The sequence below is a fragment of the Arachidicoccus sp. genome (assembly GCF_050436765.1).
Classification (GTDB): Bacteria; Bacteroidota; Bacteroidia; order Chitinophagales; family Chitinophagaceae; genus Arachidicoccus.
Genome location: NZ_JBNQGD010000245.1, coordinates 1 through 13,215, shown reverse-complemented (window position 1 = coordinate 13,215; position 13,215 = coordinate 1). Strand labels below are relative to the sequence as shown.

15 protein-coding genes are annotated in these 13,215 nt (G+C 38.2%); all 15 read right to left on the bottom strand.

All coding sequences use genetic code 11. From position 1 onward, the window contains the following. The coding region (locus ACQR30_RS10770; RefSeq protein ID WP_429734904.1) for a TlpA family protein disulfide reductase at positions 1-814 on the bottom strand (814 nt) is incomplete at its 3' end. A gap of 24 nt (positions 815-838) precedes the next feature. Next, positions 839-1,432 carry a bifunctional phosphoribosyl-AMP cyclohydrolase/phosphoribosyl-ATP diphosphatase HisIE gene (gene hisIE / locus ACQR30_RS10765; protein WP_429734902.1) on the bottom strand — a complete coding sequence of 198 codons (594 nt, stop codon included), beginning with the start codon at positions 1,430-1,432 and terminating at the stop codon, positions 839-841. 81 nt (positions 1,433-1,513) lie between these two features. Further along, positions 1,514-2,272, bottom strand: coding sequence for an imidazole glycerol phosphate synthase subunit HisF (gene hisF / locus ACQR30_RS10760; protein ID WP_429734900.1), 759 nt, complete (start codon positions 2,270-2,272; stop codon positions 1,514-1,516). 143 nt (positions 2,273-2,415) lie between these two features. After that, positions 2,416-2,895, bottom strand: coding sequence for a hemerythrin domain-containing protein (locus ACQR30_RS10755; protein WP_429734898.1), 480 nt, complete (start codon positions 2,893-2,895; stop codon positions 2,416-2,418). A gap of 6 nt (positions 2,896-2,901) precedes the next feature. Further along, the gene (locus tag ACQR30_RS10750; protein WP_429734896.1) at positions 2,902-3,267 is read right to left on the bottom strand and encodes a DUF488 domain-containing protein; all 366 of its coding nucleotides are present in this window, start codon (positions 3,265-3,267) and stop codon (positions 2,902-2,904) included. Between the two features lie 16 nt (positions 3,268-3,283). After that, positions 3,284-4,021: an iron-sulfur cluster repair di-iron protein gene (gene ric / locus ACQR30_RS10745; protein ID WP_429734894.1), complete on the bottom strand. Its 738-nt coding sequence runs from the start codon at positions 4,019-4,021 to the stop codon at positions 3,284-3,286. After that, positions 4,018-4,488 (bottom strand): hypothetical protein, encoded by a 471-nt coding sequence (locus ACQR30_RS10740; RefSeq protein WP_429734891.1) that lies wholly within the window; start codon positions 4,486-4,488, stop codon positions 4,018-4,020. Before ACQR30_RS10740 ends, ric begins: the two co-directional genes overlap by 4 nt. A 51-nt stretch (positions 4,489-4,539) precedes the next feature. Next, positions 4,540-4,935 (bottom strand): group III truncated hemoglobin, encoded by a 396-nt coding sequence (locus tag ACQR30_RS10735; RefSeq protein ID WP_429734889.1) that lies wholly within the window; start codon positions 4,933-4,935, stop codon positions 4,540-4,542. Between the two features lie 6 nt (positions 4,936-4,941). Further along, positions 4,942-5,349 (bottom strand): cytochrome C, encoded by a 408-nt coding sequence (locus tag ACQR30_RS10730; RefSeq protein ID WP_429734887.1) that lies wholly within the window; start codon positions 5,347-5,349, stop codon positions 4,942-4,944. Between the two features lies 1 nt (position 5,350). Next, positions 5,351-5,611, bottom strand: coding sequence for a hypothetical protein (locus ACQR30_RS10725; RefSeq protein ID WP_429734885.1), 261 nt, complete (start codon positions 5,609-5,611; stop codon positions 5,351-5,353). Positions 5,612-5,651: 40 nt separating this feature from the next. Further along, positions 5,652-6,662, bottom strand: a complete 1,011-nt coding sequence (locus ACQR30_RS10720) for a cytochrome c (protein WP_429734883.1) — start codon at positions 6,660-6,662, stop codon at positions 5,652-5,654. A 54-nt stretch (positions 6,663-6,716) separates the two neighbouring features. After that, on the bottom strand, positions 6,717-8,873 hold the full coding sequence (locus tag ACQR30_RS10715; RefSeq protein ID WP_429734881.1) for a cbb3-type cytochrome c oxidase subunit I: 2,157 nt from the start codon (positions 8,871-8,873) through the stop codon (positions 6,717-6,719). A gap of 59 nt (positions 8,874-8,932) precedes the next feature. Continuing rightward, positions 8,933-9,367 (bottom strand): RrF2 family transcriptional regulator, encoded by a 435-nt coding sequence (locus tag ACQR30_RS10710; RefSeq protein WP_429734879.1) that lies wholly within the window; start codon positions 9,365-9,367, stop codon positions 8,933-8,935. 194 nt (positions 9,368-9,561) lie between these two features. Further along, positions 9,562-9,867 carry a phosphoribosylpyrophosphate synthetase gene (locus ACQR30_RS10705; protein WP_429734877.1) on the bottom strand — a complete coding sequence of 102 codons (306 nt, stop codon included), beginning with the start codon at positions 9,865-9,867 and terminating at the stop codon, positions 9,562-9,564. Between the two features lie 150 nt (positions 9,868-10,017). Next, positions 10,018-13,215, bottom strand: a 3,198-nt coding sequence (locus tag ACQR30_RS10700) for a TonB-dependent receptor (RefSeq protein WP_429734875.1), incomplete at its 5' end; no start/stop codon positions are given.

Here is a 13,215-nt window from a genome sequence, read left to right as displayed (position 1 = left end):
TACCTAATAATTTAATCAAACCGGAAGCGGAAATATTCTTCGCAATTATTTTTCCAGACGGATCTATCAGCAGGTTTTGCGGGATGAGATGAATCGCATAATTACGGGCAACAATCGTATTCCAGGCGTTACCATCAAATAAGTTTACCCAATCTGTTTTATCATGGGCGATGGCCTTTAACCAGTTGGCTTTTTTTTCATCGACCGAAACTGCGAGTACTTCCAGACCATTATTTTTTAATTGATGATAGGTCCTTAATAGTCCAGGAATTTCTGCGCGACACGGAACACACCAGCTTGCCCAAAAAAGAACAAGCTTATATTTTCCGGCATAATCGTGTGAAGAGACTACTTTACCACTAGCATCAGGCATTGAAAAAGGAATAAACACTTTCCCCACTTCATTATTCTGCCGCCCCTCTATCTCTTTGAATAAGTATGCTGCATACGTATTCTGCAAGCCTTCTCCGGTAAGCATTGCAGCCATTGATGCCAAGGTATCTAGTGTTACATCAGTTTGTCTAAAGCAATCAATAAGCAGCGCCTTGGCTCCTTTGTCATCTAATTTATGTAAAGCCACAAAATGACGCATACTATCACGAAAGACCTGTAGCCGCGCTTGATATTTATCTATACTTAATTTTCGTTCCAACGGAATCTGTGGCAGTTTTGCGGCATTCTGATAAAACATTACGCTATCTTCCAACTGTTTAAAGGAAGCATTATACCAAGCAGAATTCTCACTCGAATATATTTCATTTAACACATGTTGCGCGCGCGTTAAAACAGGGAACAATAAAAAAAGTAAGAGCATTTTTTTCATGTCAGTTGGCAAAGGCTATTTGTGTCTTTGCTCCAATATATTCGTAACATCTTTTAAAGAATATCCTTTTGCATTTAACAAAATAAGATAGTGAAACAGCAAGTCAGCACTTTCATTTAAGAACAAGTTTTCATCATTATCTTTTGCTTCAATCACCACTTCCACGGCTTCTTCGCCTACTTTTTGTGCAATCTTATTGATACCTTTTTTAAACAGGCTGGCGACATAAGAATTCTCGGCGGCTGATTCTTTTCTTTGTTGAATAATATCTTCAAGCTGCTGCAAAAAATTACTGGTGCTGTTTTCTTCATTCCAGCAAGTGTCTGCCCCCGTGTGACAAACCGGTCCAACAGGTGTGACTTTCACAAGCAGTGTATCGTTATCACAGTCGACTTGTAGGTCTTTCAATAAAAGGAAGTTACCACTCTCCTCCCCTTTGGTCCACAGGCGATTTTTGCTGCGACTGAAAAAGGTTACCTTCTGTAGTTCTAGCGTTTTTTCTACAGCTGCTTCATTCATAAAACCTAGCATCAATACTTTATTGGTACAGGTGTCTTGAATAATAGCAGGTACAAGGCCATCACTATATTTTGCGTAATTTATTTCCATTTTTTATCAGTTTTCTTTTACCGGTTCTTTTTATCCAACTTTGGAAGTTGGGAATTCCTGACCCTTTATCATTCATCCCCATTAGATTCTTACCGGAATATGATTTTCTTTTAATGTCAGTTTTAAATTTCGTATTTCCACTTCTTTAAAATGAAAGATGCTTGCAGCAAGCGCAGCGTCAGCATGAGCCGTTTTAAATACATCCACAAAGTGTTCTATTTTTCCGCCGCCGCCACTTGCAATTACAGGTACTGACAACGTCTCAGACAAAGTCTTTGTGATGTCAATAGCAAAACCCTGTTTAGTGCCATCGTGATTCATTGAGGTAAGCAAGATCTCCCCTGCACCTAAATCCACGGCCTGCCTTGCCCAATCTACACATTTGCTATCGGTTTTAACGCGACCACCGTTCAGATATACATACCATTCACCATCCGCTTCTTTTTTGGTGTCAATAGCCAATACCACACATTGGCTACCGAACTCTTTCGCCAAATCGCTTATCAATTGTGGGTTTCTAAAAGCGGAAGTATTAATGGAAGTCTTATCAGCCCCATTTTGCAATAGCAAACTTACATCTTCTACACTGCTGATTCCGCCTCCAACTGTAAAGGGAATATTAATATTGTGTGCAATCTTACTGACCAATTCGCGCAAAGTTTTTCTCTTCTCAATAGTTGCGGTTATATCCAGAAAAACCAACTCATCAGCACCTTGTTGGGCGTATAGTTTTCCCAATTCTACTGGATCACCTGCATCACGCAGACCTTCAAAATTTACACCTTTTACTGTTCTTCCCTCTTTGATATCCAAACAAGGAATGATTCTTTTTGTCAACATAGTTAAGTGCAAAAGTAATTCGGAATCGGAGATTTGTCAAATGTAAAAAGGCGGGTAAAAGAATATTAGGGACAATAGTAGACCTGTACCGGTATTTCACCATGTCAAAAACAACTTTAGAGCTGCATAGAACAGCTGCGTAATTATTTATTTACCCAAAACTCGTCCTCAAAATCATCAGATAAGATTTCTGATTCTCCTAATTGGCGTCCCGCTTCTTCTAGTTGTGATAAGGAGAGTCTTTCTTCGATATAAGGGAATAATTCCCTTTCTTCGTAACGGGTGTGTAAGTCTACTAATCTTGCCAATTCCTCTATGTCGTCAGAGTTGGCGTTCTGCCCAGCATTTAAAATAGAAGTTGTTAATTGTTTAATAGAAGTATGTTCATTGAGCGCCTTATCCACTTTTTCGTCTTTCAATAAACAAAAAAGCACCTTCTCCTCTTCACCAAAATGCGGCAAAATAAAATGATGATAAAAATAATCAACATACTTTATAATGCGTTCTTTTTCAACATTCTTTTTTAACCCCTGCCGTATCTTCCAACAGAATAAAAGACTAAAATGATGTTCACGTGAAAGTGGCAGTATCTGTGGACTTCTCTTTATGGGCTTTCTAGTCATATTGTTTTATTTCAGCTGAGATTGTAAATATTTTTGCAGCACCAATGCCTGGTTGTGTTTTTCATCTTTAGCTCCATACAAAAGTGTAACAATTTTGTGTTTTTTTATCGCATCAAGTAATTGTTTAATGGCCTCCTTTTGATGCTTTAGCTCTTCTTGATATGCTTCGCCAAATGCTGCCCATTTTTCTGGGTCATGATTAAACCACTTTCTCAGCGAAGTTGACGGTGCTAGTTCTTTCATCCATGCATCCAGGCCCGCTGTTTCTTTCTTGATGCCTCGAGGCCACAATCGATCTATCAAAATGCGATAACCATCTTTATCATCGATTGGTTCATAAACACGTTTTATGGATACCGATATCTTCGTCATAGCTTATCAAAAATTATCATTTATTCTTTGAAAACTCCTTTTCTAAGGCAATAGCTTTAGGGAATAAAATGTTATTTTCCAGATGAATATGCAAATGTAGATCTTCTTCAAATTCCTTTAAAGATTTATAGGTCGTTGTGTAGGTATTGCAGGCATCCGCTGGCGGCATATAATTATTGCTCAATGCTGCTATTTCCCGAAAACGTTCACCTTCACCATCATGATCTTGCATCATCATTCGAACGGGGTTCTCGACAGTACCAAAATGAGCAACCGGTAGTTCACCATTCGTTTCTTTTGTAATCACCATCTTACGAATAAAAGGAAACAGCATTAATTCTTCTTTTTTCATGTGCATGGTAAATTCACCCGCTGAAATATCAAATAAAGTTGCTATTTGCTTAAGTTCGGGATGCTTTGCACCATGTACCTGTACAATTTTTTCAAGCAGCCCTTTTATCACCGGAATTTTTTCCGTAACATATTTGTGATGTTTCTGTACTATATGTTGGGCGAGAAAGTCCAATGGCCAACTCTCATAGTCCGCTGTGGCTCCGGCGGAAGGGTTTTCCAATTGCTGCTTTAAGGCATCTATTACTTCATTGGTATTTAGATTTTCAGCTTTGCAAGCATCAGCAACGGAGCGATTACCTTGACAACAAAAATCAATACCATATTTTATAAATACGTTTGACGTACGATAATCGTCAGCTACAACCGAGCCTACAATAGAATTTTCATTTAAATCTTTCATATTTCTTTTTTTAGAGAATTTGATACATTGCTACCATTAAGCAATTGAATACCAAAAAGAATAAGGCAACCCAATTTGATTACTTCCATTACAACATAATATATATGAAGGTTTGAAGGAGGTAATGGTTGATCATGAATGACTAGGTTGGCAATTTTATCTAATGCGGGTAAAGCCCAAAAGGTTTCCAAAAGAACAATAACAAATGCCACATAAAAGAATATACTGGCCACCGAAAGCTGCTTAGATTTGTTAAGCAACAGATTAAAAAGTATGATCAGGGCTAAAACTATTTCTACTTTGTTTAATGCACCAAATACTAACTTACCAATACCTAGTCCGATTTCAATAGTAACGCCCGGCGCACGAAATTTAAGCCAGGCTTCCATGAAACTAATAGCGCATAAAAACCCGATCCAAATAAACGTTGCCGCTACAGCGAATCCATATTTTTTATTCGATTTCATTTTAAATAGTGTATCACGAAAAACTTCGTCGTAAGTAAAAATTATAATAACCTAAAAAAGAGGACGGGCATCCGTGTTTCTGTAATGCCGAATTTTATAGTAAAACATCTCAGCCATTTTATTCGCCCGCCATTTTGCCTCTTCGGCAATTTTGCCGGAGAACTGATCGTCAATATTGCTATTGAACAGACTTAACCATCTTTCAAAATGTTCCCATACGACAGGCAATTGCGCATGCGGGGGAAAAGGGCTTCCAAAATAAGTATGTTCTTCTAGTAAGACCGTCTGCCAAAACCGATACATCCTCTCCAGATGCTCTGGCCAACGATCCTGAATTTTATCCTCAAAAATGGGTCCTATCAACGCATCTTTTCGAACTTTTTCATAGAAAGTGTCCACTAATAATTTAATATCCTCAATTGATAATATTTCTTTCCGATCCAACATAAACCTTTATTGCTTTAAATGAATGTACGTAAATAAATAATACATAGCCCAACCAAAGAAACCGATGATCAAAATCCATACCCAAGAAGGAATGCTATGGGGTGTTTCACTACCAATAATATTAAACTCCTTAGAGTTTCCTTTGCTATAAGCGTTAATCATTAGTGGCAATATCCCATCCACCACCGCATTCTCGCGAATCCCTTCTATTGAAATAGCGGGACCATTACGTACCTCAAAAGGTACTAACCTCACGCCTTCTATCCCGTCAGAACCCTTGCTTACAATTTTTAAAGTATGTTGACCATCTACCAGTTTGGTAGTATCCAATTCAAAATTTACAGGTGCTTTAAATTCAGCAATAGGCTTCGTTTCATTGTCGATAAAGATAAAAACGGTACTTTTTGGTTCCATGTTATTCTTCGTTTAAAATACTTCTTTTAATATGGGAATTTGATTTCTCACCGGGATAGATAATCCATTTTATAGAAAAAAATAGGGTGGCTACTGTAATAAGAACCATGATAAAGATAGCTACATAATCGAGATTACTGCTGGGGCCACCCCCATGCGTAATACCGCGTAATATTCTAGGCTGTTGTTTTTCGCAGATTTCGCAAGCTTTCGCTGCAAAACCGCTTAAACAAACCGCCAACAGAAATATATATTTTTTCATTCTTAGTCTATTTAAAATGTTTTTAAATATTTATATTGACTTAGGGCTGCGGGGCTTTTAATTTGTCTACTTCATACAGTGGTTTTACTTGTGCGACAGTAACCTCTTTCGCATTGTTGCCCCAGCTTGTACGTTCATGATTCATAATGGCAACAACCTCATCTACTGTAAGATTGGCATTTGTACCCACCGGAGGCATTGCGCCAAAACCTTCTTTTTCACGGCCGGTATACCCCCCCATAATAATACCCACATACAATTCTAAGTTATCCCCCGTAACAACGGAGCTCCCTTTTAAAGGAGGGAATGCACCAGGCAACCCTTCTCCGCTCGCTTGGTGGCAACTTTGACAATTAGCGGTATACAATGCAGCTCCATCCGGCTTGCCAGCTGCACCACCGGCTGCCGCTGCAACTTTTTGTTTATATAAAAATTCCGGAGAAGGAGTGCCGTCAGGCAATTTGGTTTGTTTTAAGGATTGCAAATAAGCTATCAGGTACATTGCATTTTTTGAAGCAACATATTTCCCTGTTTTTCCATTCATATATTCTTTAGGTACGTTCACCACAACATCCCCCCTGGCAGCCGAATCTTTATAAATAAACAACCAGGGATAAGCCGGCATCACCGACTCCTTTACAACAATTCTTGGATTAAATAAGTGTACCAAATTCCAGTCTTTACTTGGCTGGCGTTCCCCGATATTTGTAAGATCCGGACCGGTACGTTCTGTACCCATTAAAGTAGCAGTATTTTGCCAAGCGCTTAAACGATGATCACCGGCATAGTCAGCCGCAATACTTGGCCGGGACCCCCAAACTTTGTCCATATCAATATCGCGCACCTGTTGCGTGTGGCAGGCCACACAGCCGTTGGCCACATACAAAGCCTTTCCTTTAACAGCAGCAGGGCTTAAAGCTACAGCATTAGGCAATGGACGGTTATTATTTTGATTTTGAAATGCCGGCACGATGGCTACCAGAATCGTGAGCCCAATAAAAAATGCAGCCGCTGCGCCAAAAAGCTTTTTATGATTATCAAAAAATTCCATTATTTATTATGATTATAGTTAATAATTTTTTACTTCTCTTTTAGTAAACGGTTATCAATTTTCTACAAGCTTCGCAATTGCAGTTTCCTTCACATCTACCGTTTTAGATTTTGAGAGCATTTTATACAAATTATAAGCAAAGAAAATATGAGACAACCACATCAGGCTACCCCCGATAGCTCGCCATAGCCAGTAAGGTCCCATAAGCACGACCCCATCGATGAAAGGTTTCCCCTGCATCCACATCAAGCCTTTCAATGTTCCTCCTAGCATTAGTGGTACCGTATAAAATAACATTCCTATTAATGCCAACCAGAAATGGGCACCCACCAAAATCTGAGGAGGTTCTTTGCCGGTTAACCTTGGAACAAGTGCGTAAATACCAGCCCACATAAAGAAACAAATAATACCATACATTGTTAAGTGTGAGTGCGCCACTGTAAAATCCGTAAAGTGCCACATCAGGTTCGTAGAGCGGAAAGCTTCGGCAGTTCCTTGCAATGAACCTGTGAAGTAACAGATAATACCTACTAAGAAAAATGGCAAAGTATAGCTGCCGGCAATCTTATGCCATCCACTTTTAAAAGTCATCAGGAAGTTAGTTGTACCTGCAATAACGGGAATAACCATCCCCATACTTCCTACAATAGCCACCGTCTGCAACCACCAAGGAATAGGGCTGAAAACGAAATGGTGAGAGCCAATTAAAGTATAGAAAAGAATTTGAGTCCAGAAAGCAAGAATACCTAAACTGTAAGAATAAATTGGTTTATTTAGTTGCTGTGGCAAGAAATAATATACCACGCCCAAAGTATAAAGCATAAACCACATGCCCACCCCTTGGTGCATATAATATCCCTGCGCAATAGTTTCGCCTAAACCGTCCTGCCACCAGGGCAGATAGGCGACCAATGCGATAACTATTGTAAAAATAATTGCAGCCACAATGTACCAGTTGGCTATGTATATTTCTGTCGTTTTACGTTTTGCGATGGTCTTTAAGAAATTAATTAAGGTTAAAACCAATCCCACTGCAAATGGTAACATTATCGGCCATATATATTCTCTATATTCTCCGCCACCATTATTAATGCCTGCCATTAAGGAAATAGAGCCAAAGATGACGGTAAGATTTATTAAAATTAGGGTCCACCAGCCTAGTTTCATGCTAGCCAATTTATTGTTACCTACTCTAGGAACAATATAATAACCCAAGCCTAACATCGCTAAGGAAGCCCATCCCCAGAAAACCATGTTGGTGTGCACCGGCCTTAGGCGTCCAAAGCTTAGCCAGCTTACATGATCGACATCGGGAGCGACAAATTTTATACCCAGATATTCACCAACGGAAGTCCCCAGTACCAACCAAAAGGCAGCACATCCAATATACCAAAGTATCATTTTGGACAAGGCGGGATCGACGTTGGGTCGTTTAGTCGCTTTCTTTTTGGGGTTTACAACTGCGATTTCTGCATTTGTATTAATATTTAATAATCCTTTTTCATCTTCAGCAGCCGCCAAACCGGACAATTCATTACGGGATAACTGGAAATCTAATGCGGCTTTTCTTTTTTCCAGGGATTCTCGGAATGTTTCATCGGTCGTTGTCTGCAGCTTCTCAGCAATTTTTTGAGCTTCTTCTAATTTTCTTTTATTCTTAAATTGCCTTAATACATTGGTGGTTTTTACGGCCATCAATATTAGCCCCAACAATAATGGAATTAAAATAAGTATTATTGTAATAATAATTCCTCCCTCACCCAATAATGATTTCGGAGGCGCAGAACTCGTCGTTTGTGCAAATAGTGAAGTAGCGGGTAATAGCAGTGTTGCGATCAATAGAATAATGGGCATTTTTGTGCTGCTGCCTTTAACAGATTTCTTTTGTGCATCTTTAAATTTCAAAAAAGTATCTATCTGGGTACTATCGAAATTCTTCATATATTGATTCAGTTTTTCTTCTTCGATGGGTTTCTTTAAATCTCTTGTTGTTTGATTAATTTCCGCGACGCTATTTTTCAACCAAATAAGTACAGCTAAAACAGCAACTATCATCAGTATTAAAAACATCCATAAACCAATACTAGTAACGGAAGACTCCTGTAGCGAGGGGGATGTTGTTTGCGCATACAACGAAATGCCTGGTTTAAGCATTACCAAAAGCAGTGTAGCGAAAAATTTGCTCAACTTGGATTTAGGTTTACTGTTCATTTTTATCTCATTTTTAATAGATAATAACACCTTTTTATCTTTATTTATTTTTTAAAAGCTTATTTCAGCTTTAAATAAGTTGCTTCCCAGTTAATTTCGTCGCTAATGACACCTATTTGCGCCGAGCTAAGCATATCATTAATGCGTTTGCGTATGGGTTTATATTCTTGATGAAGTGGGCAAGGTTTGGTTTCGGAGCATTGTTGTAATCCAAGAGCGCAAGCAGTAAACACTTTTTGTCCGTCAAAATGATTGACAATATCCGCAATAGTCGTTTTTAATGTCTTTTTATCCATATAAAAGCCTCCATTGGGGCCTTTTGTTGAATTAACAAAACCTTTCCGGCTCATTTCCTGCAATATTTTTGCGATAAAATGTTCAGGCGAATCGATCCCTTTTGCAATATCCCTAATAGAAGTTCGGTTACCCTCCTTCGATTGCCATGCAATGAAAATAATCGCCCTAATTGCATATTCACAAGTCTTTGAAAACATCTGTTTTATTATTTCGGCACAAAGGTAAAAAAATATTTTATAAATAAAAGAGTTTTTTATCTTTTTTTATTGAAAAATCAGCAACCATCTTCTTTGAGATAAGGCTGATATCAATAAGATTAAAATAAGGGAATCCTTCCCTCTGTTAAAAAATACTGTACTCTGTGGGAGTATGCACAATTAAACAAATAGTACTAATGAGAAAGATATAAGCGTTTTACAATGCGAGAAGTTTCAGCATCTGAATAAGTTCCAAAAGCATTAACTAAAACACCTTTTGCAACAACATGTTTAGCTGAAATAGCATACACTATCATCTCGTCCCCCGGATCGGTTTCACCTTCGAAACGATATACTTCATCTATTTCAAAATCATCAGGAGATAAGGAAACACCCGTGTTCCCACAGACAATGCATTCTTCTTTGATATTAAAATCGTGTGTGTAACCTCTATTAATTAAATCGTTGACAGCTTCGCTAACAGTATCGTAATTTTTCATTCTAAGAAATGTTCAGTGGTAATGAATGTATTGACCTTTCAAAGTTAAAATAACTTCCTCATTGGATAAGAATAAAAATACTGTCTTAAAACAAAAGCCGACAAATTGCCGGCTTTTGAATGAATATTCCATTAAGGAAAGTAAATGGTGTTAGAAAGTAAATCTTAGACCTAATTGCATACTATATGTACTAGACAAAGAATTATTAGTTGTATAAGCGTCTGTTGCCAATGCGCCATTATAAGTATTCATATTAAATTTAGGTGCACCATTCGCATCAATACCTACATATTTTAGAGGATTATTGATTGAATACATCTGTTTGTAGCCCCAATTCTTCCAATTACTATTGAGCATATTCGGTAAATTAAGAATATCCACGGTAAACTGGAATTCATTTTTAACGGCTCCTTTTGCATCACGACGAACAAACAAATCTTGGACAAACTTCACGTCCACTTCATTAAACCAAGGTGTCGTTGCAGCATTACGATCTGCATACCCCCCTTTGTGTTTGGATAAATACTTGCTACTTCCAACAAATTGGTCGTAAGCTGCTTGTTGTTGTGCAACTGTGTAGGATCCAGTAGCAACAAATGGAACATCTGCCCCAGTTTTGTAAATATAGATTAGGTTTGAGTTACCATCACCCACCATAGAACCATTTGTCACAAAACTATATTTGCCTTGTGCAGTACCCTCATAGTATACAGAGAATGTAGAAGGAAGATTAAAGATGCCTTTGTCTATTGTATAAGATAAATTCGCAACTATTCTTGACGGAACCGCGTATTGAGAATTTCCTAAAACCTGATCATTCGGTCCATTTACATTATAAATTGCTTGCCAGGCAGAAGTAGCTCTTGAACCAGGATTGGGACTGATTTCTTTTGCTGCTGTATAAGTATAAGCGACTGATCCGAACCAACCATTAGCGAATGACTTCGAAATTTGTGCCGTTGCCGCAAGGGAATGTCCTTTAGTCGTATTTTCCAATACAATTGGTGTACCTAGTCCATTATAATATGTAGGTAACGGACTTACATCATAATAGCTTCTTTGATCAATTCCCTTAAAATGGCCTGTAGGTGCTTTTAAGTTAGGATTGCGCATTACAACACCTTTCAAATCTTTCGTATACATCAAATCTATCGTTGCCTTAAATCCATTACCTAAGTCTTTATCGGCCCCCAAATTTGTCCTCCAAACCTGAGGAAATTTAAAATTAGGATCTATTAAAACAAAACTTTGCGGAGGGGTTGTAGTTTGTGGTGCTTTTGGAAAAGCTGCAGAATTTGCGTAAGCATCAATGTTCGGGTTAAACTTACTAATACCAGCAGCATCTAACTCCGCTTTAGTATTTAAGTATACCGCATTTTGATACACGCCACTATTAGATGGCATATTTGTTAAGAATACAAATGGAATCCTTCCGGAGAAGATACCCGTTCCGCCACGTACAATTAAAGAACCGTTTCCTTTCACATCCCAATTAAATCCAACTCTAGGTGAGAATAAAGGAGAATTTTTAGGCCAAGCACCTGTATTGTAATGTATCATTTTGCCATGAGCATCAGGAAACTCCAACGCATCAATTGATGGGTTATCAATTGGTTTAGCGCCATAAATTGGCATATCTACCCGCAATCCATAAGTCAATTTAAAATTTTGATTCATTTTATATTCATCCTGCAAATAAACGCCTAACTGAGACATTACCAAATTAGCAGAGAAAACCGCTTTTTGACCGGGCACTACTGAATAGGTATACCCATAATATGCGGGTTGTTGCTGGTTTAAAAAAGCATTTAATGAATCGAAAACATAATGTCCTTGCGAACCTCCCATGAACATATTACCAACTTTTTGTCTTTCAAAACTTACACCACCTGTAATGGTATGCGCACCGGCGTAGTATGTAATATTATCTGTGAAGTTTAGAATATTGTTTAATAATTGGTTATTGTTTGTGAATGGATCCGTACCTAAGCTAATATAGTTTTGACCTGTACCATCAAATATATCAACGGTAGGAAATACCTTCCCTCCTACCGGCTCGCGTATGTCAGAAACATGTGTATAGGTAGCTAAGAACTGGTTAGAAAGTTGGTTATTAATTCTGCTGTCAAACTCCAATGAACCTGTTTGAACAATATGGTTAGTGATATAATTTGAATTGCTAAAAGCCATAGATGCAGATCCAAATCTACTATTTGGCAGGCGAGTGTAACCGTTTGCAGGTCCACCGGTAACTATAATTTTCCCATTTTGTGGTACACTTGAACTATTTAATGGAGAAACGTCGTTTCCTTTATAATCAGAATATTTTAAGGTCAATTTATTGGCAGTATTGATGTTCCAGTCGATTTTTGCTAAAAGCTTTCTATTCTTGGAATCAAAGTTGGGGAAATTGTCGTAAGCTCCTAAATCGTAACCATATGTATTTTTGACAAAATTATAAACAGTCTTAAGATCAGCCAAACTTGTAGACGAAGGATTTCCTGAATTGGATGAACCACTTGCAACATAAGTAATGCCCGGTATAGAAGACTTTTCAGACTCCGCATTAATAAAGAAAAATAATTTATTTTTAATTATGGGTCCGCCAACACTTGCGCCAATAATAGAATTTTGACTGGGCGTTTTTGAAAGCGTAGAACCATTTACTTTATAGCCATAGTCGTTTTGGTTTCTATTCAATCCATAAACAGTCCCATGAAATTCATTTGTACCACTTTTGGTAACAACATTAATTCCCGCCCCTGTAAATCCAGATTGTCTAACGTCGAATGGGGCAATATTGACAGAAACTTGACTTAAGGCATCAATTGAAATCGGGTTTCCGCTACCAGGAGCTAAATCCGATGACAATCCAAAGTTGTTGTTTAAGTTTACCCCATCGACCTGCAAGTTGTTATACCTACCGTCACGACCAGCAAAGTTGTTGCCGCTAGCTTGTGGTGTTAACTTCGTCAAGTCTGTAATTGAACGAGATATAGTAGGCATCTCTCCAATCATTGCTGTAGAAATTACCGTATTTGCTCCTGTTTTCAAGCTAGCTTTTGTCTTCGCAGATGTTACAGTAACAACTGCATTTTCCCCTTCTGATTCCTTTAGAACTAAAGCGATATTAAAAGATTCACCCAGCTTAAGTGTTATATCCTCAACTTTCTGAGGAGTAAAACCCACATAACTAACTTCTAATGTATAAGGCCCCCCTACTCTAAGGTTCGGCAATGAGAAATTGCCTCCACCTCGGGAAAAAGTCGCATAAGAAGTTCCGGACGGCGTATGCACCGCTTTAATAGAAGCCCCTTCTAAAGCCGCCCCACTACTTGATGTTATTGT